Consider the following 25186-nt stretch of genomic DNA (forward strand, 5'->3'; position numbering starts at 1 on the left):
CTAGAAAATTAAGGAGCAGCTATGCAGATTTCTCCAAGTCTGATATTCCTTGGAATTGGTATCGGGATTTTTTTGATTATTCTTGTGTTTCTTACCACCCGATATAAAAAAGTTCGAGGTGAAGGCGACGCGCTTATTGTAAACGGACTGCATGCTACTCGCGCTTCTTTAACTGGTACTTTTGTATGGCCAGTGATCAATAAATTTGAGTTCATGGATATTACTCGTAAAAAAATCTCTGTCGTTAGAAGTGGTCGTAAAGACCAAGAAGGCGAAGAATATGAGGGCCTGCATTGCCGAGATAATATTCGTGCGGACCTTAAAGTCGATTTCTATATCGGTGTGAATCATGAAGAAGAAGACATTGTTCGTGTTGCTAAACTCTTTACTGCTCATGATGCCTCTAACCTAGACCGCCTAAAAGAGCACTTCCAACCTAAGTTTTCTGAAGCTCTTAAAACGGCGGTAAAACAGTTTGAATTCGAAGAGCTGTTAACTAATCGTCGTGCGTTTCGTGATGCCGTTGTTGATGTAATCGGTAGCGAAATGGATGGTTTTAAAATCTATGATGTTGTGATCGATAAAGTCGACCAAACGGCTTTAGATGCGCACAGCCCAGGCAACATTCTCGACGTAGAAGGCATTCGTAAAATCTCTGCTATTACCGCGCAAAAGAACACGGAAACTAACGCGATTCGTCAGGATGAGCAAACGACTATCAAGAAGAAAAACGTTGAGGCCGAAGCGAATCGTCTCCAGCTTGATAAACAAGAGAAAGAGAGCATAGCTCGTACTCAGCGTGAAATCGATATTATCAAAGCGCAAGAAGAGGCGTTGGCCGCTGAAAAACGTGAAGAATATGAGCGAATTACTAAGCTAGCTGAACTTGAAACCGAGGAAGAAGTTGCTAAGAAACGCGAAAGTGTCGAGATGGAAGTCGAAATGACACGTATTGCAAACCAGCGCCAAGTGGCAATTCAACAAGAAGAGCTCAATCGTTCCGTCGAGACTGAACGAGTTCGCACCTCAGCGGAAGTCGCTGAAAAAGAAATGCAGAAAGAGACGACGGTCGAAGAAGCGATGAAGTCTGTCGCAGAGACTCGTTCTCAGCGCGTTGAAATCGAACGTAAGATTGCGCGCGAAGAGGAAGAAACGGAAAACTTGCGCGTGAATGAGCGTGTAAACCGTGAAAAACGCATCAAGCTGACGGAAGCAGAAGCGGTTGCGGAATCTGCTCAGATCGAACTATTGGTTGCAGCTCGTGCAGAGAAAGACGCAGCTCGTGAACGTTCTGAACGTATCTTGATCGAAAACGAAGCTGAGATGAAAGTGAAGACTCGTGACGCGGAAAATGAGTTGGCAGTGAAGACTCGCCAAGCTGAAGCGGAACAGGTGGTCACAACCAAACGTGCGGAAGCAGAATTTGTGGCGAAAGATCGTGAAGCCGCAGCGAAAGAGCGCATGGCACAAGCAGAGAAAGAGTTGATTAGTGCAACAGGTCTTGCTGAAGTGGAAGTAGAGCGTGAGCGTGCGCTTGCGATAAAAGAGACGGGTGAAGCAGAAGCTTACACCTTGCAAAGTGCCGGTGAAGCCGAAGCTCAAGCCCTACGTGCTAAAGGCCTGGCAGAAGCTGAAGCTCAGACAGCTCGTTTCGAGGCGGCTCAGCAATATGATGATCACACACGTGAACACGACAAGTGGGTGATGCAGTTACAGCAAGAGAAAGACCTTGAATTGGCGCGTATTGATGCTCAGAAGACTGTGGTCGGAGCGAATGCTCAAGCCTTGGGCGAGGCGCTATCGAAGGCAGATATCCGTTTGTTTGGTGGTGAAGGGATGGAGCAAATCCGCCGCACTATCATGGATGCTGCTGTCGTTGATGCGAAGTTTAACGAATCAGAGGTTCTTAACCCACTGGTCTCAGATTACGTAAATGGCAACCGTAGCTTGCCGCAAGACATCAAAGACGTGTTAGAGAGTACGGAACTGAAAAGTAGTGATTTGAGTAACGTTGCTTTAGCGGGTTTGCTGAATTCACAAGGTGGCGCCGCGGAGCTGATGAAGAAAATTCAAAGCTCATTAGACACAACAACCAGCGATAAATCTTAACCTTTCATTCTCTCTAAAAAATCCCGCTTCATCGTAAGCGGGATTTATAGGTATTAGCATGTCAGATATGACTCAAAAAGCGGTGAGTGATGCTGGTGCATACGATGTTTTAAAGACGCGTTTGTTGCAGCAAGGCAGCCAGCTAAAGTCTCTCTCCCAATCCTTCAATCAGCAACGTCAAGAAACGTTTGGCGGTCAAGATTTCAAGTTGATCGGCAAGGTCAATGTTCAAACCGATGCCAAGTGTATTCCGATCGACATGGCTCAGGTAAACCAGCATTTACTGTTCGGTTATCATGTCCAAGTCGGGATGAAAGCGACCCCTTCGTTAGATGATGTCTTCGGGCTTTATCAGCTTCACGAAAATGAAGGTACGTTTCGTGTAGAACGCCTTCCACTTGAATCCAGTTTTTTATCGGATTCTCGTTTTACCCATGAATTGACGGAACTGTTTACTTACTACCGAGACGCGAGGCTTTCTCAAATTTCTCGTCAAGAAAGCACGCTTTACCTCGCCTTCCAAATCGGAATGCGCCCGGAAGACAGGAAAGTATTTCGTTTTCAGATCAACGCCCACTCTATGGAGTACATTGATTCTTTGGGGCAAAACGCGCTAACCAGTGTTCCTCAACATGATTTTGATTGGATCCCAACAACGCGAGATGATCATGTGCTTGGCGATCATCCGCATGTATCTATTCAAGATAAGCTGTTTGTTGAATGTGTGGGTGGGGACTTAACCATCAAGGTGGAAGACAACACCAAAGATGGCAAAGGTATCTACAGAGAGGACGTTGAAGATCCTCACCAAAGCGTTGCTGATGCACAGATCGACTACGCGTTTGTCGGAGACTTAATCGCGCTTCGAGTAAAGCCAAACCGAGAAAAACACGCTCGATACTTCCTCTACAATTCAGTGAATCAGTCCGTTGTAAGGGCTGATGCATTAAGGGCAAGTGCAAAAACGTTACCTGAAGATCATGGTGTGCTTTACGCTAATGGTTATGTTTTATCAAATGGCGAAGACAAACAGTTCGCCTTTGAAGCTGACCAGCTCAAGTTTTTCCAACAGATCACGTCACCGAATGGTGAAGACATTCTTTATATCTTTTTCAACGCCGTTGAAGGTTATTACATCGCCTACACCTACAACTTGATTGAAAAGAAATTTGAAGCGCCAATGGAAAGCCACGGTTACAGCTTATACCCAGATGGCCGCTGGTTAGTGTTTCAACTGTCAGAAAATGAAGAGGCGTCTACCATCCACCCAATGAGAATTTGGGATACGCCATTTTCTACACCAGAGCACTATGCGAAGGTCAATGCGCAAACTCAAGGCAGCAGTCCACTGTTCAATCTTGGTAATACTGAGCTAGTGCGAGCACTGTCTTCTGTACTTTCGATTTGCCAATTAGCACAGAGTGAAGAGGTGACTCAAGCGGCCTATGAGGTACTGATAAAGCAGTGTCGTTCAACGCTCGATCACTACACCTGGCTCAATCATGATTACGCTTGTGGAATAGGCAGTGCGATCAATGAACTCATGGGGACTACCGATAAGATCATCGATGAGTTTGCCAAAGTTCAACAGCTACAAAAACATGCAGCAAGCAGTCTTGATGAGCAAAAATCTGCGGTTTCCGAGCTTATCGGGAAAATCAAACTGGCACCCAAAGAGCAAGCGAACACGCTACTGAGTTTACTTAGTGAGGTAAAAGGGCAAGTTGGCGTGACTATGTCGCTCCGTCAGCAGCATTATATTGATGAGGTTCAAGTCGACCGTTTGCTTGAAGAATTACAGGCACAGCGTGAGTCACTTAACCTACACTTGCTCACTCTTCTTCAGGACGAAAAAGCGTATGTCCCGTTCAAGAAGCAAATTCAGAAAATCGAGTTACAACTCGAAGAAGTGAGCAAAACGGCGGAGATTCAGAAACTAAGCGAAGAAGTTGAAACACTTCGTCATGAGCTTCAAATAGTGACGGAAGAAGTTACAGACATCGAAACCGAAGACCCGACACAAGCAACTCGGATCTTAGACCTCACGACAGAAGTAACGTCGCTGCTTAACACTGTTTCAGCCAAGCTAAGAGCAAAATCTCAAGGCTTACAAAGCGAAGAAGCTCAAGCGGAATTTAGTGCTCAATTTAAGCTACTCAGCCAGTCGGTGAGTAGTGCAATGGAGCAAGCGTTAACGCCAGATGATTGTGATACCCAGCTTGCCAAGCTCGTTGGGCAACTGGATAAGTTAGAGTCGCGTTTTGCAGATTTTGACCAGTTTTTGACCGAAATATATTCAAAGCGTGATGAGATCCAATCGACACTGGATAACCACAAGCAACAGCTCATAGCGGGTCAACAACGTCGAGTTCAAAACTTGCTCCAAGCGGCGAATGTCACTATGAGCAGCGTAGAAAAGCGCGTTGAACGATTTGATGATGTCGCAGGGCTAAATAGCTACTTTGCTACTGATGCAATGGTACTTAAGCTACAACAGTTGTCTCAGACTATTCGTGAGCTTGGCGACAGTGTGAAAGCTGACAGTGTTGACGCAAAATTGAAATCGCTTCAAGACCAATCTTTGCGTGCGCTACGTGATAACCAAGACATCTTCGAGAAAGGTGGAACCGTTCTGCGTTTGGGCAAGCATAGGTTCAGTGTGAACCAGCAACCACTTGACCTTAGTTTGGTCGATCAAAGTGGTGAATTGGCGTTACACATTTCCGGTACGGATTTTTACCAAGCAGTTGAAGATAAAGCATTCCTCGACTTGCAAACCGTTTCTCGTTTAGACGTAGCCTCAGAAAGTGAAGATGTCTATCGAGCGGAATATCTGGCGTATTTGATCTTGCATCAAGCTTCTATCAATCAAGATGGGCAGAGCCTAGAAACGCTTTATGAAGCTTTGAAAGAAGATAAGTTGAATGAACTCGTTCAACGCTTTGCGGCGCCACGTTATCGAGAAGGGTATGTCAAAGGTATCCACGATCATGATGCGGTTAACATTTTACATAAAGTGCTGCCTGTTTATCAGCAAGCGGGGTTACTGCGTTACAGCCAAACCGCGCGCTCGAAAGCCATCTTATGGTTATTAGAGCAAGATGCTGAAAAAATAAAGTATTATCAACAACAGGCGCAAAACGCGAAGTTATTACGAGAGCATTTAAATGCATCGCAAGCGTATCAAGAGCTGCAAAAACAACTGGTTGATTCCCTAAATGATCAACATGAAGCCGCTGACTACCTTGCGCAGCTATTGAGTGAGCAAGATTGGCAAATTGAAGTGAGCCAGGATTCTCTTTCTCTCTGTGAAGATTATTTGCAATTCAGACGCAGCTTAGGCTGGCAACCTCAACCGCTAAGTTTTACTGAATCATTTAACGATCACCACCAGTGGCTCAGTGCGTACACTACGAAAAAGCAATACGGTCAGGCATTCGCATGCGAAGCGGCGACGGTTGCTGTGGTGAATACCTTGTCAGAGAAAAGGCTAGCCAGTGTCGACTTTTCATTGGTGTGTCATGTCGAAGGATTACTGGGAGAGCACACTCGAATTAGCAAAGGCAGTTTAGCGCTCGTATTGGATGATTTTATTCAAAGAAACGAACATCACCGAAGCTCTGTGGTTCCGAGCTTTGAAGCTTATCTATCTCAGCGCACTCAGTTGTTGAGTTCTGCTAAAGAAGATTTCCGTCTTAGTGAGTTTAAACCTCGCCCATTAACGTCATTTGTGCGCAACAAGCTGATCAGTGAGAGTTACTTACCTCTTATTGGCGACAACTTTGCTAAGCAAATGGGCACGTTAGGCGATAAAAAGCGTACTGACTTGATGGGGATGCTACTTCTTATCTCTCCGCCTGGTTACGGTAAAACGACGTTAATTGAGTATGTTGCACACAAATTAGGTTTGGTGTTTATGAAGATCAATGGCCCATCCATCGGTCATCAAGCGACATCCCTCGATCCAGCCGACGCCCCTGATCAAAATGCGGCGCGTGAAATTGAAAAAATTAACCTTGCGTTCGAGATGGGCAACAATGTGTTGCTGTACTTGGATGATATTCAACATACTCATCCTGAATTTTTACAGAAATTCATCTCACTCTGTGACGGTACTCGCCGCATAGAAGGTACATGGAAAGGGAAAACGAAAACCTACGACATGCGTGGCAAAAAGTTTGCTGTCGTCATGGCGGGTAACCCGTACACCGAGAGTGGTGAAGCGTTCCGAATCCCAGATATGTTGGCTAACCGTGCGGACATCTACAACCTCGGTGACATGCTGTCTGACCAAAAATCGATCTTCGACTTAAGCTTTATCGAAAACTCGCTCACCTCCAACAATGTTCTTGCGCCTTTAGCAACGCGAGATCTGCATGATTTGTACCGCTTTGTCAGAATGGCAGAGGGAGAAAATATCGCCCTGAGTGAGATGAGCCATTCGTACTCAGCAATCGAATCTGGCGAGATCGTGACAACCCTACAAAAACTGGTCATGGCTCAGCAAATTGTGCTGAAGGTGAATCAGCAGTACATCAAGTCAGCCGCAACAGCGGATCAGTATCGTGTCGAACCACCATTCAAGCTGCAAGGCTCGTATCGAAACATGAATAAACTGGCGGAGAAAATCTCGTCAGTGATGACCGACCAAGAGATGAACACGCTGCTTCAAGATCACTATCAGGGTGAAGCGCAAACGCTGGCTGCGGGCACTGAAGAGAACCTACTTAAGCTTGCAGAGCTACGTGGTGACATGACGGATGAACAGCGAGCTCGTTGGTCTGAAATCAAAGAAGGGTATCAGCGTCAGCAAATGATGGGTGATTCCGAAGACAGAGCCGGACAGGTGGTGCAGCAACTTGCCATGCTGAATCAGCACGTTGCTCGCTTTGGTAACCATGAACAGGAGGGCAACTAAATGAATCGACAGAAATGGTCTGCATGGTTGGAGGCCTCGATACAAGATTACCGCCTAGATGATAGTGAGCGAAGAGAGCTCCAATCGGAGCTGCAGGATTCGGTATTAAGTCATGAAGACCGTTCGTACCTGCGGAATTTGAGCTTTAAGCTTGTACAACAAGAAATACAAAACCAAGGTGATGCAGCCGCTTTGGTTCGCTGGTTAGAGCGAGTAGTCAAAGTCTTAGACAATGTAATGAGTGCGAATTCGGCAGATACCGCGTCGAGTTGGTTTTCACCGGGTAGAGCGTGCGCATCCGGCATTATTGAACAGCTGAAACTGGCCCGTCATTCAGTGGATATCTGCGTTTTCACGATTGCAGATAATGACTTAACCGATCAGATCCTCGCCGCGCATAAAAGAGGCGTGGCGGTCCGAATCGTGACCGACAACGACAAAATGTACGATAAAGGCAGTGATGTTGAATATCTTGCAGCACAAGGTGTGGCGGTTAAAATTGATACCACTCGATATCATATGCACCATAAGTTCGCGATATTCGACCAACAGCGGTTGATCAATGGCAGCTTTAACTGGACACGCAGTGCTTCTAAATACAATCAGGAAGATATTACGCTTACCGACGATCGCAGGTTTGTTTCTGCGTTCTCAAGACAATTTGAAACGTTATGGCAAAAGTTCCCTTGTCATAAGCCGTCATAAATATAGGGAGATCCCATGACCGAATTGATGAATTCTGAACATCAGGTACTTGAGGTGGACGCTACTCCTCAAATCGTCGCGCTAGCAGAGCAATTTGATGCGTTTGACAGTGTAGCGACGATCACTTTTGGTAAAGAAGCACTAGAAAAAATCACCGCTTTCTCTGACGAAGTCTTAGAGCAAGTCCGTGTTCGCGACAGCGGTGAGGCGGGCGATATTTTGCATGCAATGGTATCGTCCATGGACAGCGCTGAATTCTCAAATCTAGGCAAAACCAGCTTGTTATCGAGACTTCCTCTAGTCGGTGAGCTTTTTGATTCATTCAAAAAATTCTCGGCAAGTTTTGATTCAGTGAAAAGCCAATTGGAACAGCTTTCAGGGCGTTTAGAAGCACAAGAGATGAAGTTGGCTCATGATATTACCCAGCTCGATACGCTCTATGATCATAACTTAGATCTGCTTGGCGGATTAGAGCAGTACATCGCCGCTGGTAGGTATAAGTTAAATCAACTTACTCAGAATGTGTTACCAAACTTGCTGGCACAATCTGAGCAAAGTGGCGACGCGTTGGATGCCCAGAAATATCGGGATGCGACCCAAGCTGTTGCGCGTTTAGAAAAGCGCGTGCATAACCTTGAGCTTACTCGCCTTGCTGCCATCCAAACTGCGCCCCAGATTCGATTGTCTCAAGAAGGCAATAAAATGCTGATGGAAGACATTCAAGATATCGTTCACAACACCTTCCCATTGTGGAAGCGCCAATTCTTGATTGCGATTTCCAATTACGAAAAAGAGAAAGCGTTAAAGGTAACGCGCGCGGTGAAGGATTACACCAATAAGCAATATGTGCAAAACGCGGAGAAACTGAAGGCGTTAGAAGAACAAATTGCAGAAAACTACCAGCGTGGCATTCTCGATCTCGATTCTCTAGAGACCGTGAATCAACTGACGATAGAAACGTTGAACAATACACTATCTCGAGTGAAGGAAGGCAGAGCGCAACGCGAGCAGGCTCAGCAAGTGATTGAGCGAGCAGAGGCGGAACTTAAACAAGCGCTTCAGCAAACCTTGTAAGGTGAATCATCGAGAAATCACTCCCTTACTTATTTTTTATCTACTTGTAACTAGTAATAGAAAATAGGGAGTGATTTTTTTGGTAAAAGAGACAGCGTGGTTTCATGCCGAGTTTACAGAACCACATCAGCGGTGATTGCGCTTACATGTGACCAGAACCGTGGAACATGCCACCGAACATTCCGCCAAATATCATCCCTAAAATGCTGAAGATGATCCCTAGAATGATCATCGCCGGGATTGAAGCGATAGCGAACTTGACCATAAAGATCACCATCGACATAAATGGCATCTTAATATCAACAACGGTGACTTCTTGTTTTGTAGTTTCATCAGACACGAGCGTTCTCCTAAATTTGCATTCTGAATATGCAGCCAGTTTATTACATTCAAACTTAAGAAAACGTTGAGCTGTGTTGCGCTTTTCCCTTTATGGGATAGCAACTGATTAATCTGAGAAATACGGCACGCTATGAATCGCTATCAGAAGCGGGTAAAACCTCTCAACCAAGCGCCGGATAATCGGTATAGCCGTGTTCATTACCACCAAAGAGTGTGGAGCCATCCAGTTCTGCCAGAGGTTGTTGGTGCTGTAAGCGCGCCACCAAATCTGGGTTAGACACAAACGGGCGTCCAAACGCGACTAAATCCGCATAGCCTTTCTCAATCACCTCGTCAGCACGCTCTTGGGTGTAACTGCCAGCGACGATAATCGTATTGGTGAAGTATTCGCGCAGTTCGATGCGGAAGCTTTCTGGAATCACTGGTGCGTCGTCCCAATCCGCTTCAGACAGGTGCAAGTACGCAATATCACGAGCTTGAAGTTGTTTCGATGCATCGAGGATGGTTGGCACAATGTCTGGACAGTTCATGTCCTTGAAAGTGATGAATGGCGCGAGTCGTACTCCCACTTTGTTGGCACCGATGGCTTCGCTCACCGCATCGACCACTTCTAATAAAAAGCGAAGTCGGTTTTCGCGAGTACCGCCGTAGTTGTCGGTTCTGTGGTTTGAATTAGTACGTAGGAACTGGTCAATCAGGTAACCATTACCGCCGTGGATTTCGACGCCATCGAAGCCTGCTTCAATCGCACGTTTCGCGGCATAGGCAAAATCATTTACAACACGGTCAATATCCGCTTGAGTCATGGCTCGAGGCTCTACACAATCGACCATGTTGCCATTGCCTTGCTCGTCGGCAATCCATACTTGGGTTTCTACTGGCTTTAGTGTTGATGGGGCAATAGGCTGTTCGCCTTTTTGAAATGTAGGGTGTGATACACGGCCAACATGCCATAACTGACAAAACATCGCTGCACCTTGCTCTTTTGCTGCTTGAGCGACGGTTTTCCAGCCTGCCACTTGTTCATCAGTGTAGACGCCTGGTGTGAACGAGTAACCCTGCGAATCGTCTGAAATCTGGGTGGCTTCAGAGATGATTAAGCCTGCGGTTGCGCGCTGCTTGTAGTAAGTCGCCATCATTTGGTTTGGAATGTTGCCCGGTTGGCTGGTGCGCGCTCTGGTCATTGGAGCCATGACGACGCGGTTTTGTAGATCCAGTTGTTTTAGTTGTGCTGGTTCAAATAGCTTGCTCATGATCGATTCCTTACTTAAGTAGTGGCACTTGGGTTTTGTTGCTTACCGATTCCATCCAATCTTTCACGGTGTTGTCCCATTGGATTTCCGCGGCACTGAAGAACCCGCGCAAAATAGAAAATAAGATCGCTTCGTCTACCAACGTCACATGCTGGTAGGAATCGAGATTCAACACACTTTTCGCACGTTCAATGAGCGCTTCGACCTCTTTGGCAATGTTTGGTGTGTCTTGCAAAAGTGCATCAAAATTGAGTGCATCCGTTTCCTTTTTTGCGCGCCAAGCGAGCTGTGCAGACTGAGTGGCAAACTCTGGTAAATCCATGTTTGACCAACGTGGGTAACCCACTTTCTGCAGTGGAAGAAACGCGATTTTTTGCCAATCTAGCGCTTGTTGAGATGGTTGGCTTGTTTCACTTGATGTTGCCAGTTCAAGGAAGTAAGCGATGATATCTAGACTTTCTGCCATCGCTTCACCGTTGTCTTTGATAAGAAGAGGTACTTGTTTGGTTCCAATCAGGTCTGTTGTGGTTTTGTCGTCGTCATAAGCAATATTGATGACGTCGAGTTGGATATTCAGCATGCCAGCAACGTAGCGGACGCGAGCACTGAATGGGCAATGTTCGTAAATGTAGAGTTTCATAGTGTTTTCCTAGTGATTTAATTGGGTAGCCCCGCCTTTTCGGGAGGCGTTAAGTCAGGGCTACCAGTAGGGATGAAATTAGTTGTTGAAGCTTGGTGTTAGCTCAGTTTGTTTGCTTTCTTTGCGGTTCGCCTTGGCGATGAATAGCAGACCAATCAGTGGAACAATGATGGCTGCGTAAGGGATCATGCCTGCGCCCATTTGGCTATCGAGCACCATGCCGCCTAAGAAACCGCCAAAGGCATTGGCTAAGTTGAACGCAGAGATGTTTGCTGTCGCCGCTAATTCTTGACCTTCACCACCGTGGTTCATTACTCGAAGCTGCATTGCTGGCACGTTAGCGAATGACGCAATACCAAATACAAAGGCGGTGGCAATAAACAGAACTTTGCTGTCGACAGCTAGGCCGACCAGTACCAGTGACACAATCATCGCGATAGCCCAGAACATGGACGCTTTTTGTAGGTTTTTATCTGATGAGCGACCACCCATGGTGTTGCCGACAATCAGACCGACGCCAACGATAACCAAAATCCAAGTCACGGCACTTTCACCAAAGCCAGTGATGTGCATGGCGATAGGGGCGATGTAGCCATACAAAGTCATAAACCCCGACCAAGCAAATACGGTGATCGCAAGGCTAATAAGTAGCATTGGGTTTTTGAACGCAGCCAATTGCGCTTTGACATCTTTTGCTTCGCCATGACCCGTCGATTTGATCACTGAAGTGATGAAGAACAGAGCCACTAAACCAAAAGCGGCAACGGTTAAGAAAGTGGTGTGCCAGCCGAATTGCAAGTCAATCCAAGTACCGCCAGGCACACCTAAAACGTTAGCCAGTGTTAGGCCTGCGAACATCTGTCCGACCGCACGACCTGCCATTTTTTCTGAAACCAAATTGGTCGCGACCACGGCTCCGATGCCGTAGAAAGGACCTTGAACCAAGCCTGTGATCACTCGGCTGACCATCAACACAAAGTAGTTCGGTGCGAAAGCGGACAATACGTTGCCGAGAATAAACAGCACCATTAGCCCAGCCAGTACGGCTTTCTTGTTAAAGCGCGCTAAGTAAATCGTAAGTAGCGGGCCGCCAAACACAATGGCAAGCGCGTAGGCACTGATTAGGTAACCCGCTTGCCCTTCCGTGATGGACAAAGAGTTGGCGACTTGAGGAAGGATTCCTGCAATAACAAATTCCGCGGTACCGATAGCAAAAGCTGCAAGCGTTAGGATCCATACCTGCAGTGGCATTTTTTCTTTATTCATGGGGAAGTCTCTTTTTTTATTTCGTTTGAACCCATTGGTGCCATGCTTTTGTATTGCTCTGGCACCTTGTTTTTATTTGCGGTTAGCTAAGCGTGCGTTGTTAGCCAAGCAGTCCGCCACCATCAACATCAATCACAGCGCCTGTCATGTAGCTGTTTTCAATCAGAAGTAAGTAAGCTTTTGCAACGTCACTGGCTTCGCCAACTTTGCCTACAGGTAAGCTATTTTGTGTGCGTTGGTACATGGCATTTCTATCGTCTTCGTTCATGCCTTGATACGCCTCAGTTCTAGTCAAACCTGGACTGACCGCATTTACTCGGATAGGAGCCAACTCTTTCGCCAGTACTTTCGTGGTCGCTTCAATGGCCGCGTTGATGGCAGTTTTGACGTAGGTGTTAACAACAACTTTGCGCGATAACATGCCAGACGTTAGCGTGATTGAGCCGCCTTTCTTGATGTAGCGTGCTCCATGTTTCGCCGCGTTGATTGCGCCCCAAAATTTGGTATCGAACGCGTATTTTGCTTGGGAAACTTCTACATCCACCACTTTGCCTGCCGGAGCATAAGAGCCTGCTGTGACGATCAGGTGGTCAAAAGCACCAATGGTTTCGAAGTAGTGGTAAACCGACTGTTCATCGCTGATGTCTAACCCTGTTTTGCGGCTTGCTACGTGGACAACCGCATTCTCGCTTGCAAGTTGTTGGTTAAGTTCAGCACCAATACCTGATGTGCCACCGAGTACGACGTAAACGGTTTTTTCTGTTTTCATGATTTGTTTCTCCAATCTCGTTTCGTTGGAGCCAGTATATTGATTGGAAGAAAATTGATAATTGGGTAATATTTGAATTTATTATTCAGCTCAGTCGAATAATGAGTTTTTAGGAGGGAATGTGGACAAGTTTTCGGATATGACGCTGTTTGCCAGCATAGTGAAGAACCAAGGGCTGGCTGCGGCTGGCAGAGAGCTCGGCTTATCGCCAGCAACAGTAACGGCAAGATTGCAGTCGCTGGAAGACCGTTATGGGGTGAAATTACTTAATCGCAGTACAAGGCATATTTCACTGACGGACTCTGGCGCTATGTACCATCAGGCATGCTTGGAAATCATCGACAGCGTCAAAGAGACGGAGAACTTACTCCAAAATGGCACCAAAGAAGTGCGCGGCACACTTAAAATCTCGGCTCCTCGTGATATTGGTAAGCAATATATTTCGCCAATACTGTCGGAATTTAGTCAGCTCTATCCAGACGTGATCCCTTATCTGTATTTGAACGATAACTTATCCAACTTAGCTGAGTCCGGTTTGGACATCGTTATTCGATATGGGGAGCTAGCCGACAGTAACCTTATCTCTCGCAAACTGGCATCCAGTCGCCGAGTGCTTTGCGCTTCTCCTCAGTATTTGGCAAAGACAGGCACGCCGATCACGCCACAAGATTTAGCACAGCACGATTGTTTAGCCATGGTTCGCAGCAATGAAGAGTTGAAAACATGGCACTTTCAAGATGAAGAGCAGCACAATGTAGTTACTGTCGTACCGAAGCGTTTTTCTGATGATGGCGAAGTGATTCGTCAATGGGCGTTAGCTGGGGCAGGTATTGCGTTGAAATCGATTCTCGATGTGCAAGAGGACATCAAACAGCAGCGTTTAGTGACGGTGTTAAATGGCTATATGAAGAACTTCAACGCATCGACTTCATCTGCAGGCGCAGATTTGAACGTGATTTACCTGAGCCGCCAGTATCAACCCAAGCGACTTCGTTTGTTTTTGGACTTCTTGATTGAGCGTTTTCATAGCCAGTTTCCGGATTAAGCAAGGCTTAGACGGCAACCTGTAATTGAGGCCATGTGATTAGCCAGTTTTTGGATTCTACCCGAGATTGAAACAGCACTAATGTTCGCTTGGGGTTGTAAGTAATCTGGCCTTCAAACAAAGACTCAAATCCGAACGCTGAAATGCACTCTATCTGGTTCTTTTCGTTCAATCTGGCAGCGACCGCTGTCTCTTTTTCTGGCCAGTAACTCATCGCATCTAAGGTACTTTGGTATGGCTCATCACCATTCCTTAGGTGCATGTTTGCTTGATTGCGAACTTGCCAGTTGAGCTCTGGCATTAAGACGTTTAGTTGAGCTTCGTATTTGAGGTAGGCTTGTTCGTCCAACTCATTCGACTCGAAATAAACCACATCAAGATCGTTTAATGGTGTTGGATTATGCTTTTGATGAAGGTTGTCCCAAACTAGGTTTCGTACAAAGCCTGCAGCAATGTAGCAATCTGGCAAAGCCAGTGAGCGAACACACCCCAATGCTTGAATGCGAAGTGGATCTTCTGTCATCAACTGGGCAAGTTTTTCTTCAAACATCGGTATTACTTCGCTGGTGGCAGTTCAATGCCGAGTTCATCGCGTTTTCGTTTACTCAAGCCAAGTGCAACCAATCGATAAGATTCTGACAAATAGTACTTTAACTCTTCGTCTAGGCGTCCGGAGGTTTCCGTTTGCTGAATCCACTTCATGTCACGGTTTGCGAAATAAGGGGCCGGAATATAGCCCTCATAATCACTTAAAAAATCGAAGTTTAAAGGGGAAGTCTTAAACGTAAATGCAGGCTGCTTATCTTTACTCCAGCCACCAATAGCAAACACCTTTCCACCGACTTTCCAAACGTGCGCATCACCCCATTGAACAACATGAGAAGTGGCAGTGAATGAGCCGCAGAATTGATTAAATTCATCGTATGTCATTGGGTTACCTCAATAGTGATTAGCTTAAATTTTGGGCTAGCTTAGTGATGTGTGCAATCAAAGCCAAGTGAGATTCTGAGGTTTCCCTTCTATGGCGATAGATGCCGACAGTACCCGGCTTGGGCTGTGATTCCACGGTTAAGATTTTCAACCCTAACGATTGTAAGTAATCGCTCAGGTGGCTGGTATAAGACATCACGGCTATGCCACTTTTTAGTACATCAATACTCGCAAGTAACGAATCGACTTCGTAAGTTGGACGGTTATCAAGTTGCTGACGTTCCCTTTCGTTTTGCTTGGGAATTGGGTTGTCTAAAACATGGTTAAACTTTTTTGCATCATAGGTGACGGATAGGGCGGGGTATTCATGGAGCATTTGTTTCGTCACCATTTTACCCAAAAGTGGATGATTGGGAGAGACAAAGTAGGCGTCAACAGTTTGAAATAAAGGAATAAAAGTAACATCACACTTTGACGACAACCCTACAATTTCATGACCAATGAAGAATTCAATTTGCTCATTAATCAAAGAATCCATTAAACCCAAATGATTCCCAAATTCGACGTGTGTGGATGCGGATGGTTGCTGAGACAAATGTTCATCTAAGGCTTGTTTTACGAACAAAGGCCACCACGCATCTCCGGTTCCTATTTTTATTTTGCCGACTTGATACTGCTTCCTCTCTTCAATGCCTTGCATCATTTGATTATATTCGTGTTGCATTGCATCGCTATGACGATAGAGAATACGACCAAACTCGGTCAGAACCATGCCGCTTTGGTGGCGTTCAAAGAGAGTGACGCCAAGAGATTCTTCCAGCTTTTTTAAATTACTCGTCATTGTCGGTTGGCTTAGTCCGGCCATCCTTGCGGCGGCACTTATGCTTTGACAACGAGCAATCAGTAAAAATTGCTGTAGAGATTTGTCCATTGTTATTCCCCTTTTTGAAACAAGGTTTCTTGGGGGTATTGTGCACAATTTCTTTTATAAATCACAAATCTGCTATCTGAAATAATTGAATTTATTAGTGTTTCATAGATCTAAATCACTATTGGTGAGCAACATATAGATATTGTCTATAAAGCTTGTGATGTTACCTATTTTTCTCTGAAGAGCGTCTTCCTTAGACTGTCGCCAAAATAACAATCTAAGGGATGAACATGAAACCAAGTTTTATAGCGCTTGCTGTTGCTGCAACGATGGGATTAGTTGGATGTGGTTCAGGTTCTGATACCACGGAGATCGTCGATAATCCAATTATTTCGGAAGATCTTTACTTGCGCGGATTGAATGGCGATTGGGGGACTGCAGAACACGCGAAGCTGAACTATTTAGGCAACAATGAATATGAAACGGTGTTGCGTGTAGCGCGAGGTAGTAATCAGTTCAAGATTGCCGATCCTGGCTGGCAAATTCAATACACCCATTTTGAACAGCCTGCGATGTTTGATGAGGCTCAGGACTATTTACCAAAACCAGAAACGAATGAAGCGTGTATGAATGACGACTGCAATTCGGAAATCACGTTTGAAGATAAAGGTTACTATAAGTTTTCTGTGAGTTTTGCGGACGACAGCAGCGCGACGATGACCGTAACAAAAGCCACGCAGGAAGAGGCAGAGAAGTATTATTCAGATGCTATTTTGGATCCTGAAATGGTGCATGAGGGGCATCAAAATAAAGAACTAAAACTGTTCCGAAACTATGATGACAGTAACGAAACAGTGACATTTTCAGTCAAGGATCCTAAAGCAGATCTGCGTGAATTTGGCATCTCAACCACGACGGAACTGCGAGACGCTCTGGATCAAGGCATGGTGATTACGGAGAAAGAAGGGCCTCGCGTTGTATCTGGCGATCTCGCGTTTGATGCACTGTTCGCTTTGACGATGAAAGAGCTCGATCAACTTGCGGTATCTGAGATCAAAGACGGCAATTACAACTACAACAAACCAATAAAGGCAGAAGTGTTTGAAACAGGTGCTAAATGGCATTACGTTTGGACTCGTGATTTGGCATATGCGGCCGACCTTTCCCTTGCGTTGATGAATCCTACGCGCGTTGAAAACGGTTTGGAATTCAAACTATCTGCGTTCCGTGATTCAACCGATAAACAATATGACGGTGAGCAAATTGTTCAAGATACAGGTACTGGAGGCAGTTGGCCGATCAGTACTGACCGAACAACTTGGGCGTTAGGGGCTGAACGTTTACTGTCGACACTGGATGGCGAAGCTTACAACCAATTTGCAGAGCGTGCTTACAACGCGGTTAGCAACACGCTAGAAGCCGACCGTTTAGCGGCGTTTGATCAAGATTCAGGCCTTTACACGGGAGAACAGTCGTTCTTGGACTGGCGCGAGCAGACATACTCTACGTGGACGCCTGATGATGTTAATGCGATTGGTAGTAGCAAAGCGTTGTCTACTAACGTGGTTCACTATCGAGCAATGCGCTTAGCGGCGAAGTTGGCAGAACAATTTGACTCAAAAAACGCGGTGAAATACGCAGATTGGGCTGAGCAGTTAAAAACGGCAATCAATACTGAGTTTTGGAATGAACAGCGTGGTATGTACGTGAGTTACTTGTTCGATAACGGGCAAGATATTGCGGTCGATAAATATGACATGCTAGGTGAAGCGCTTGCAATTATAAGTGGCATTGCAAGTGATGCTCAGGCGAAACAAATTATGGAAAGCTATCCTCATAGTGAGTTTGGTGTGCCAGTTTATTTCCCTCAACAACCTGATGTTCCTGTGTATCATAACCGTGCTATTTGGCCATTTGTCACCGCATATAGCTTGCGCGCTGCACATCATACCCAAAACGTGGCAGCGGCTAACAATGCGATTCAATCCCTAGTTCGCGGCACCGCAACGAACCTATCAAATATGGAAAACTTGGAGTGGCTGTCTGGCAAATCGTTCATTATTCACAGTGATCATGGTGCAGATGCTTCTCTTGATGGCCCTGTGATCAACTCGCAGCGCCAGCTATGGTCGGTAGGTGGTTACCTCAATATGGTGGTCGAAACTATCTTTGGTATACACACTGAAACAGGACAATTGGAAGTTAAACCGTTCATTACAGGATGGGTTCGCAATCAACTTTTTGCTCAATCAGATCAGATTACATTGGAGAACTTTAGCTTCAAGGGTAAAAGCTACTCTGTGACGGTTCACCTGCCAGAAGTACAAGATGAGTCAAACGGTTACTATCCAGTGGAAGAGGTGACGGTTGATGATAATGGTCACTACCAAGTCACCTTGGGTAGTCTTGTTGCTGACGACAGCAGTATAAAAGTGGTTGATGGAGTCACACCTTACGCAACGGAGAGCGAAAAAGTCTTTTCTCCAAAAGAGCCTACGCTCGATGTCACTCGCGCTAACAATAATGTGACGATCGGTGTAACTAGTGACTACAACATTAACTTGTACCGCAATGGTCAACTGATCCAAAGCAATGTTAACGAAAAAGAGTACAGCGATACCTTAAGCGGTTTTGCGTGTTATTTGGCTGAGAGTATTAATGAACAAGGCTTCCGTTCTAACCCAAGTGAACCGGTTTGTGTTGGCGAAGATATTCGCGTCAAACTCGAGGGTGATTACCAACCGCTGAGAGACGATGTATCAGTGGTCACTGTCAGCAAAGATAGTGGTGATGTAAATGGTCTGAGTGCTTTCACCGTTCCTACCAAAGGGCGATACCAGTTGGCGGCGCGGTATAACAATAACTTAGGCCAATTAAATACCGGTATTACTAACGCAGTGAAAGAGCTCGAAGTTCTCGACGAATCTGGCCAGTCAGTTGGTAAAGGTTATATTCAAATGGGCCATATTGGTGAGAACAAAGGTATGCGTTACTCAACACCGATTGAAGTCTCTCTAGAACAAGGCAAATCATACCGACTGGTTCTCAAAGACCATTTCAATATGAGTTACTTGAAATCTAATGAAACCTACATTTACTCAGGTGGTGTAGATGGAGAGATGAACGAAGCGCAGATTGCTGATATCCGCATCACACCGCTTCAATAACGTGAATTGAAGTTCTAAGAAAAAGCCGCTGAGATTATCAGCGGCTTTCTATTTAAGTAACCACTGGATGTTCGTTGTAACGTGAGTGTTCAGAAAAGTGCTTACCAGCGTTTGGATTCCGACATGCTAGTGGAGAGATGGTCGATAAAGGCTCTTAATAACGGTGTGACTTGTTTACGCGTGCCATAGATGGCATGAACGCCTAACGTTTTTGGGTGCCATTCCGGTAATAACTGAATCAACTTACCCTCAGTGAGCATATCCTTCACAGTTGGGTAGGGCTGTAAGCTGATTCCGTTACCATTTAAGGCGGCAGCAAGCAGTACTTCTGGGGTATTCGCGCTGATATTGCCTTTGATGGAGACTGATTCATCACCGTTTGGCCCAGAGAATATCCACTCAGAACGACCAAAATAGCTAAAGGAAAGACAATTGTGGTGTCCTAGGTCTTGGGCGTTTAACGGTGCGCCTTTTTGTTCTATGTATTTGGGGGACGTACATATCACCGAGCGGCATTCACCTAATTGCTTTGCTACGACATTAGCAGGTAACTCATTGGTGATACGTATGGCAAGATCAATGCGTGATTCCACGAGGTTTACGGTTTCATCTGTCGACACAATATCAATCGCCACATCAGGCCACTGTTCAACAAAGCTTGTGATTGCGTCAATTAGGAAGCTACTCACAATGGAATAGCTCGCGGTAATACGCAATTGACCTTTTAGATTCACTCGATTTTGATTTCGGATTCCGCTTAGGGATTCTTCAAGCGCAAGTAGCTCTCGTGCAATCTCAAGCGTCTCTTTCCCTGCACTGGTTAAACTGAGGCTTCGAGTTGTGCGGTGCAGTAAACGAGTATCCATCCACGTTTCGAGCTCACCCAAGTAACGTGTCACTTTAGTTCGGGACATGTCGAGGTGCTCTGCTGCTGCACTCAAACTGCCACGCTCTACGATCGTGACAAAGACGTTCATTGCCTCAAGTCTGTCCATTCTTCTGCTTCACTTTAAGAAAATCACTGTCGTAGTATATGTCCGGATTTCGCAACAGTGAAAGTTAATTTGCTGTCTATTTCATCTAAAACCAATCAAATAAGATGACCTCAACACTAAACGAGCCGCATGAGTTGGTTCTCTAACACGGAATAAGATGATGAATAAGCGTTCAATTACTCTACTGATCACAGCACTAGCGGCATCGAACTATGTGTCGGCTGCGGACTTAACGATTACCCACTACAACCCCGGTGAAAATGCGATCTTTCCTGCAAGCTCTGTGCTTGTTTCTGGTGAAAAAGAGCTGATGTTGTTTGACGCACAATTTAGCGTCAAAGACGGAAAAAAATTGGTGGAACAGATTAAAAACAGTGGCAAAGAGCTGTCGATGATTTACATCAGCAGCGGTGACCCAGATTATTATTTTGGCTTAGAGCCTATTGTTGCGGCCTTCCCTGATGTCAAAGTGGTCGCGAGCGAAGCGGTTGTTAAACATATCGAACGAACAAAAGATGCAAAACTGGCGTACTGGGGACCTATTTTGGAAGAGGGAGCACCATCAAAAATTGTTGTGCCTACTGTACTCAATGACACCACTCTGACGCTTGAAGGTAAGCGTATTGAAGTAAAAGAAATCAATACTCATGATGTTTACCTTTGGGTGCCTTCGGAGAAGACGGTATTTGGTGGTGTATCGGTTTACAGTGGTGTTCATGTTTGGATGGCTGACACTCAGTCGAAACAAGAGCGTGCTCAATGGTCTCAATCGTTGGAGCGTATGAAAGTACTGAAACCAAAAACCGTGATTCCGGGGCACTACCTTGGTGATATGCCGAAAGGTGTGGAAGGTGTTCAATTCACTATAAACTACATCGCAGACATTGAGCAGACGCTAGAAAAGTCAAGCAAGCTATCATCAAGCGAGATTTCGGCAGCGATGAAGGCTAAGTACCCACAATTTGCTGCCACAGAAGGCGATCTTGAACTGGGCGCGAAAGTACTAAGTGGTGAAATGGAGTGGCATTAATCTAAGCCTACTATTCGCCATACTACCAAAAAAAAGAAGCCCCTCATTGTGAGGGGCTGTTGTCGTAATAGCTTTGCCACTTGTCGACGTGGTTTACGATGTGATTGCTGATGAGTGGTAAGTAATTAAAGGCGTGTTCAAAGCTTCAGAACAATTCTTGCCGAGTTACGTCACATACTGACACATTCAAAATCGGTACATGACCGATTAAATAACCATACAAAAAGTCATATTTTTGGTGTCACAGATGATTGGTGTATTTGTCCCCAATAAATACCTAGTCTAACGTGCAAATTATCTGTTAATTCATCACGGTGATGGACGTCATATAACTTGATACAGTTTGGCCAATTTAGTGTCTGTAGGGGTGTTAACACACTTCTTCATTGTCATAAGAGTCGAACAGTATGGTAAATGATGTGGATTTCACCTTTTATGTTTCTGGGTTCTCCGGTGCATTTAAAGTCGAAAGCTTCCGGATTACGGAAACAGCCTCTTCTCCCTTTGAAATGAACCTGACAGTGTTGTCCGACGATGATGCCATCACGTTTGATGCCTTAAGCCGAAAAATGGGCGTTCTGAGCCTGTTTGGTCAAGGTGTAGGAACGGCTCGTCAGTTTAATGGCAGCATCTCTGAGTTTCGCTATTTAGGCTCTGGTCGCGGCTTCTCGCGCTATCATATTACCTTGGTTCCACATCTTTGGTTTCTCACTCAGCGCCAAGACTGTCGTATCTTCCAGATGCAAACCGCTCCGGACATTATTCGTCAGGTCTTTGATGATGCAGGAATGGGCGATTACCGCTTTGAACTATCAGCGCAATACGAAGCGAAAGAGTACGTTCTTCAATATCGTGAGAACGACCAGCATTTTGTGCAGCGAATAATGGCAGAGCATGGCCTTTGGTATTACTTTGAGCACGGCACTACTGGGCATACTATGGTCATTGTCGATAGTAATGATGCAATACCTGAGCTCATCAGTTCACCCGCTAATGCTTCTTACCTAGGACCTGTGATTTATCATGCCCAAGGCGGTGGTTCGCCAGATCGAGAACACATCTTCGACCTCGAACAAATCCATCGTACTCGTACTGGCATTGTCAGCTATGGCGATTACAACTATCTCACACCGAAAATCCCACAAGGCAAAAGTGCGGATGAAGGCCCGAACTTTGATTTGCAGCGCTACGACTACCTTGGCCGTTATACTTCACCAGACTTAGGGCAGCAGCGTGTAACGGAGTGGATGTCCGAATACACAGTGGACAGCCATCAGATTGAAGCTGCGAGCGATATCATGCGTCTCACCGCAGGCTACAGCTTCGATATCAGCCAGCACCCTCGTTCCAACATCAACCGTGATTACCTCATGTTGACGGTGATGCACACGGGCTTTAACCCTCGTGTACATGAGGAAGAGTCGAGTGATGAGCCTACAACTTATCACAATCAGTTTGTCTGCTTACCACGAGACGTGACATTCCGTGCACCTAAAATGGCGTCACCTGTCGTTGATGGTCCTCAAACCGCGGTTGTAGTTGGTCCTGCGGGTGAAGAAATCTACACCGATGAATATGGACGCATCAAAGTTCAGTTCCATTGGGACCGCTACGCACAAAGCGATGAGCATAGCTCATGTTGGCTACGTGTTAGTCAATCAATGGCAGCACCAAACCGGGGCGCTGTTTATTTGCCGCGCATTGGTCATGAAGTGATTGTGACCTTCCTAGAAGGCGATCCAGACCGCCCGTTAGTGACGGGGGCGGTGTACAACGGTTTACATACGCCGCCATACCCATTACCAGAAAATAAAACTCGCACCGTATTTAGAACCCAAAGCCATAAGGCTGAAGGTTACAACGAAATGTACTTTGAGGATGAGAATGACCAAGAAGAGGTTCACTTCCGTGCTCAAAAAGACATGAAGACAAAAGTGCTCAATAACCGTTACCGAGATATCGGTAATGATGAAGAGTTAAAAGTCGGCAACAACCAAGAAAATAACATCTTAGGCGACCGTAAAGAAGTGATTGACGGGCATAAAACCTCCATCACTAAGCAAACCTTTATGGAGCAAGTTGAGGAAGATGTTCACGTTACTTACAACGCTAATGAGAAAAAGCAAATCGCGAATAATCAAACACTATCCATTGATGAAAACCGCCAAACAATGATTGGCAAAAGCACGTCTCTAGACATCGAAGGAAATGCGACACTCGCTATTCTAGATAGTCGTTCTGTAGATGTCGGAAGTGACGATTTACAAAGGATTGGTGCAAACCTCACGGTGGATGTTCAAGGTAATACGTCTATACGCTCAGATGGAGAGACGACCTATATTTCTGGAGAGGAAATCAAAGTTCAGGTTGGCTATGCGGGATTAATACTAAAAAGCAGTGGTAAGATTCAGCTCTATGGCTCTTCGATTACGATAGATGGTGGATCTGAGAGTATCATCAAAGGTGGTAAAGTCGCTATTAATCCGGGTAAAGGTAAATCTCGCTTTGTAGAAGCTCCGCCATATGAGTCTTTTATGCGTTATAACCAACGCATTGTATTGAAAGACCAGTCCACAGGTGTTGTACATGCAAACAAGCAATACAAGATAGTGTTTGAGGATGGAAAGGAAATTTTTGGTAAAACTAACGACAAAGGTCAAACATCGTTAATAAATACCAAAGATTTAGAGGCTTCGTTTGATATTTACTGGAGAGAAATCTAATGACAGATGACCTATGGATTTATGCCGGCAGCTCAAAAACAACAGATGCTAACGATAAAGAACCGGTAGAGGTCAATGTTGCTGCAGGAAATATGTTTTGGGCCGATGACCAAAGTGGCCAAGATTTAGATATACAATTTGCTGTAAATGGTAAACGTAGTCCCTCGCTACCTAAAGAATTCACGCCTAAGGCGACGCTGCTTCCAAATACGGCGGAGGGAACGTGCAACTCTCTTGAAGTGTATGTGAATGGGCAAGGCTATACCATATTAGAAAATCGGTCGATAATGGAGGGGGTTAAGTCTCCAGGGGATCTCAGAGCTGCGATACTGACTTGTCCTGCTAAGTCTTTGAATCAAAAAACAATCATTAAACCCAATAATAATGGCGATAACGAAGTCATCTCTATCCTTAAAGCAAGTTCTACTTTAGTTCTTCCAGAAAACCTTCTCGGCGAAGTCTTTGATATCGACCAACTATCAGAGGAGGTAGTTTCTGCACTTTATGACACTTTAGCAGAAAATTCTTTGTTGGAAGTTTATGATCACTTGTCAAATAGCAACCGGGATCAAAATGCCACAGCGACAATGATGGTTCAAATGGTCGATCATGGAAAAGCGTACACTTACTATAAAGAAAAGTATGGCGCAGATGCTGCAAGGGGGTATTTGAAAGAGTTTATAGTTAAGGGGCAGTTTTCCGTTAAAAGGATGTCACAGTGGGGGGGGAAACTTGGTATTGTGTTTAAGGGAGACCGCAGAAATCGTGCATTTCTTACGGGTATAAACTACGGAATTGATGCTGACAAAGTTCAAATGTTTAGCTCCATCATTCAAGCTTCAGAAGATATGGCATCAGAAAGCTGGAGAAATCTTAGAAACAACGTTTCAAATAACGCAAATCCGTTTAAGGGAACAAATATTATATCTTTTGTTTTTGTTGCATCTTTTGATGTATATGAGTTTTTTACAAAAGATATTGGAGAGCAAAATATTGCTGAGTTTTTAGGTGCTTTAGGTATAACTACAGCAAAGCTTTTTATCTCCGGAGTAATTTCTATGCTTGTCTTAGCTTTTGCTGTTATGTATTTAGGTAGTTTTGGGGTAGTTTTAAGTGCAGGCATTCTTTTTTTAAGTATTGCCGGAGTGTCTTTTTTAGTCGGTTGGGGGATTGACGCTCTTGATACAAAGTATGAGGTTAAAGATAAAGTAAAACTATTTTTAAAAGACGCTTTTCCTGGATTGACAATAGAAAATATGATCAATAAAGATATTGATAAAAACAAGCGTGATATTGAAAATTACATTGGCTCATCGGCAATGCATGGTTCAGGATTTTTTGGGTTTTAA

The 25186-nt window shown here is 45.2% G+C and carries 18 protein-coding genes; 9 read left to right on the forward strand and 9 right to left on the reverse strand.

The window, feature by feature from the left end; all coding sequences use genetic code 11:
* Nucleotides 1-21: 21 nt before the first annotated feature.
* The 4 genes from BCT11_RS07940 to BCT11_RS07955 are packed head-to-tail and all read left to right on the forward strand — an operon-like array spanning nucleotide 22 to nucleotide 8806.
* Nucleotides 22-2109, forward strand: coding sequence for a peptidase (locus BCT11_RS07940; protein WP_038865062.1), 2088 nt, complete (start codon nucleotides 22-24; stop codon nucleotides 2107-2109).
* A 58-nt stretch (nucleotides 2110-2167) separates the two neighbouring features.
* On the forward strand, nucleotides 2168-7027 hold the full coding sequence (locus BCT11_RS07945; protein WP_102387866.1) for a DNA repair ATPase: 4860 nt from the start codon (nucleotides 2168-2170) through the stop codon (nucleotides 7025-7027).
* Nucleotides 7028-7732 carry a phospholipase D-like domain-containing protein gene (locus tag BCT11_RS07950; protein ID WP_038865065.1) on the forward strand — a complete coding sequence of 235 codons (705 nt, stop codon included), beginning with the start codon at nucleotides 7028-7030 and terminating at the stop codon, nucleotides 7730-7732.
* A 15-nt stretch (nucleotides 7733-7747) separates the two neighbouring features.
* Nucleotides 7748-8806, forward strand: coding sequence for a toxic anion resistance protein (locus BCT11_RS07955; protein ID WP_042604443.1), 1059 nt, complete (start codon nucleotides 7748-7750; stop codon nucleotides 8804-8806).
* Nucleotides 8807-8948: 142 nt separating this feature from the next.
* On the opposite strand, the gene BCT11_RS07960 is transcribed toward BCT11_RS07955, so the two are convergent.
* The 5 genes from BCT11_RS07960 to BCT11_RS07980 all read right to left on the reverse strand — a co-directional run bounded on the left by BCT11_RS07960 (nucleotide 8949) and on the right by BCT11_RS07980 (nucleotide 13076).
* Nucleotides 8949-9146 (reverse strand): hypothetical protein, encoded by a 198-nt coding sequence (locus BCT11_RS07960; RefSeq protein ID WP_038876674.1) that lies wholly within the window; start codon nucleotides 9144-9146, stop codon nucleotides 8949-8951.
* Nucleotides 9147-9309: 163 nt separating this feature from the next.
* The gene (locus tag BCT11_RS07965; protein WP_102387868.1) at nucleotides 9310-10401 is read right to left on the reverse strand and encodes an alkene reductase; all 1092 of its coding nucleotides are present in this window, start codon (nucleotides 10399-10401) and stop codon (nucleotides 9310-9312) included.
* A 10-nt stretch (nucleotides 10402-10411) separates the two neighbouring features.
* The gene (locus BCT11_RS07970; protein ID WP_102387870.1) at nucleotides 10412-11041 is read right to left on the reverse strand and encodes a GrxB family glutaredoxin; all 630 of its coding nucleotides are present in this window, start codon (nucleotides 11039-11041) and stop codon (nucleotides 10412-10414) included.
* Nucleotides 11042-11119: 78 nt separating this feature from the next.
* A complete protein-coding gene (locus BCT11_RS07975; protein WP_102387872.1) occupies nucleotides 11120-12307 on the reverse strand; it encodes an MFS transporter in 1188 nt (395 codons plus the stop codon).
* A 100-nt stretch (nucleotides 12308-12407) separates the two neighbouring features.
* The gene (locus tag BCT11_RS07980) at nucleotides 12408-13076 is read right to left on the reverse strand and encodes an SDR family oxidoreductase (RefSeq protein ID WP_102387874.1); all 669 of its coding nucleotides are present in this window, start codon (nucleotides 13074-13076) and stop codon (nucleotides 12408-12410) included.
* A 121-nt stretch (nucleotides 13077-13197) separates the two neighbouring features.
* On the opposite strand from BCT11_RS07980, the gene BCT11_RS07985 reads away from it, so the two are divergent.
* Nucleotides 13198-14121, forward strand: a complete 924-nt coding sequence (locus BCT11_RS07985) for a LysR family transcriptional regulator (protein ID WP_102387876.1) — start codon at nucleotides 13198-13200, stop codon at nucleotides 14119-14121.
* 7 nt (nucleotides 14122-14128) lie between these two features.
* Here the strand turns inward: BCT11_RS07985 and BCT11_RS07990 are convergent, their stop codons facing one another.
* Genes BCT11_RS07990 through BCT11_RS08000 form a run of 3 tightly spaced genes read right to left on the reverse strand, consistent with a single transcriptional unit; the run spans nucleotide 14129 to nucleotide 15982 of the window.
* Nucleotides 14129-14671 carry a nucleotidyltransferase family protein gene (locus tag BCT11_RS07990; RefSeq protein WP_102387877.1) on the reverse strand — a complete coding sequence of 181 codons (543 nt, stop codon included), beginning with the start codon at nucleotides 14669-14671 and terminating at the stop codon, nucleotides 14129-14131.
* Nucleotides 14672-14676: 5 nt separating this feature from the next.
* Nucleotides 14677-15051 (reverse strand): MmcQ/YjbR family DNA-binding protein, encoded by a 375-nt coding sequence (locus tag BCT11_RS07995; protein WP_102387878.1) that lies wholly within the window; start codon nucleotides 15049-15051, stop codon nucleotides 14677-14679.
* A gap of 19 nt (nucleotides 15052-15070) precedes the next feature.
* On the reverse strand, nucleotides 15071-15982 hold the full coding sequence (locus BCT11_RS08000; RefSeq protein WP_061035413.1) for a LysR family transcriptional regulator: 912 nt from the start codon (nucleotides 15980-15982) through the stop codon (nucleotides 15071-15073).
* A gap of 230 nt (nucleotides 15983-16212) precedes the next feature.
* Between BCT11_RS08000 and BCT11_RS08005 the strand changes: the two genes are divergently transcribed.
* Nucleotides 16213-19089 (forward strand): amylo-alpha-1,6-glucosidase, encoded by a 2877-nt coding sequence (locus tag BCT11_RS08005; protein WP_102387879.1) that lies wholly within the window; start codon nucleotides 16213-16215, stop codon nucleotides 19087-19089.
* A 101-nt stretch (nucleotides 19090-19190) separates the two neighbouring features.
* On the opposite strand, the gene BCT11_RS08010 is transcribed toward BCT11_RS08005, so the two are convergent.
* A complete protein-coding gene (locus BCT11_RS08010) occupies nucleotides 19191-20084 on the reverse strand; it encodes a LysR family transcriptional regulator (protein WP_102387880.1) in 894 nt (297 codons plus the stop codon).
* A 160-nt stretch (nucleotides 20085-20244) separates the two neighbouring features.
* On the opposite strand from BCT11_RS08010, the gene BCT11_RS08015 reads away from it, so the two are divergent.
* From BCT11_RS08015 to BCT11_RS08025, 3 genes are all read left to right on the forward strand, one after another.
* On the forward strand, nucleotides 20245-21114 hold the full coding sequence (locus BCT11_RS08015; protein ID WP_042604451.1) for a Vmh family MBL fold metallo-hydrolase: 870 nt from the start codon (nucleotides 20245-20247) through the stop codon (nucleotides 21112-21114).
* A gap of 407 nt (nucleotides 21115-21521) precedes the next feature.
* A complete protein-coding gene (gene tssI, locus BCT11_RS08020; protein ID WP_102387881.1) occupies nucleotides 21522-23837 on the forward strand; it encodes a type VI secretion system tip protein TssI/VgrG in 2316 nt (771 codons plus the stop codon).
* On the forward strand, nucleotides 23837-25186 hold the full coding sequence (locus BCT11_RS08025) for a hypothetical protein (protein WP_102387882.1): 1350 nt from the start codon (nucleotides 23837-23839) through the stop codon (nucleotides 25184-25186). Before tssI ends, BCT11_RS08025 begins: the two co-directional genes overlap by 1 nt.

It is taken from the genome of Vibrio sp. 10N.222.52.B12, from assembly GCF_002875385.1.
GTDB lineage: Bacteria > Pseudomonadota > Gammaproteobacteria > Enterobacterales > Vibrionaceae > Vibrio > Vibrio jasicida.

Excerpts from the sequence above, each read along its gene's own strand:
- BCT11_RS07940 (WP_038865062.1), top strand. The coding sequence starts at position 22 with ATGCAGATTTCTCCAAGTCTGATATTCCTTGGAATTGGTATCGGGATT.
- BCT11_RS07945 (WP_102387866.1), top strand. The coding sequence starts at position 2,168 with ATGTCAGATATGACTCAAAAAGCGGTGAGTGATGCTGGTGCATACGAT.
- BCT11_RS07950 (WP_038865065.1), top strand. The coding sequence starts at position 7,028 with ATGAATCGACAGAAATGGTCTGCATGGTTGGAGGCCTCGATACAAGAT.
- BCT11_RS07955 (WP_042604443.1), top strand. The coding sequence starts at position 7,748 with ATGACCGAATTGATGAATTCTGAACATCAGGTACTTGAGGTGGACGCT.
- BCT11_RS07965 (WP_102387868.1), bottom strand. The coding sequence starts at position 10,401 with ATGAGCAAGCTATTTGAACCAGCACAACTAAAACAACTGGATCTACAA.
- BCT11_RS07970 (WP_102387870.1), bottom strand. The coding sequence starts at position 11,041 with ATGAAACTCTACATTTACGAACATTGCCCATTCAGTGCTCGCGTCCGC.
- BCT11_RS07975 (WP_102387872.1), bottom strand. The coding sequence starts at position 12,307 with ATGAATAAAGAAAAAATGCCACTGCAGGTATGGATCCTAACGCTTGCA.
- BCT11_RS07980 (WP_102387874.1), bottom strand. The coding sequence starts at position 13,076 with ATGAAAACAGAAAAAACCGTTTACGTCGTACTCGGTGGCACATCAGGT.
- BCT11_RS07990 (WP_102387877.1), bottom strand. The coding sequence starts at position 14,671 with ATGTTTGAAGAAAAACTTGCCCAGTTGATGACAGAAGATCCACTTCGC.
- BCT11_RS07995 (WP_102387878.1), bottom strand. The coding sequence starts at position 15,051 with ATGACATACGATGAATTTAATCAATTCTGCGGCTCATTCACTGCCACT.
- BCT11_RS08000 (WP_061035413.1), bottom strand. The coding sequence starts at position 15,982 with ATGGACAAATCTCTACAGCAATTTTTACTGATTGCTCGTTGTCAAAGC.
- BCT11_RS08005 (WP_102387879.1), top strand. The coding sequence starts at position 16,213 with ATGAAACCAAGTTTTATAGCGCTTGCTGTTGCTGCAACGATGGGATTA.
- BCT11_RS08010 (WP_102387880.1), bottom strand. The coding sequence starts at position 20,084 with ATGGACAGACTTGAGGCAATGAACGTCTTTGTCACGATCGTAGAGCGT.
- BCT11_RS08015 (WP_042604451.1), top strand. The coding sequence starts at position 20,245 with ATGAATAAGCGTTCAATTACTCTACTGATCACAGCACTAGCGGCATCG.
- tssI (WP_102387881.1), top strand. The coding sequence starts at position 21,522 with ATGGTAAATGATGTGGATTTCACCTTTTATGTTTCTGGGTTCTCCGGT.
- BCT11_RS08025 (WP_102387882.1), top strand. The coding sequence starts at position 23,837 with ATGACAGATGACCTATGGATTTATGCCGGCAGCTCAAAAACAACAGAT.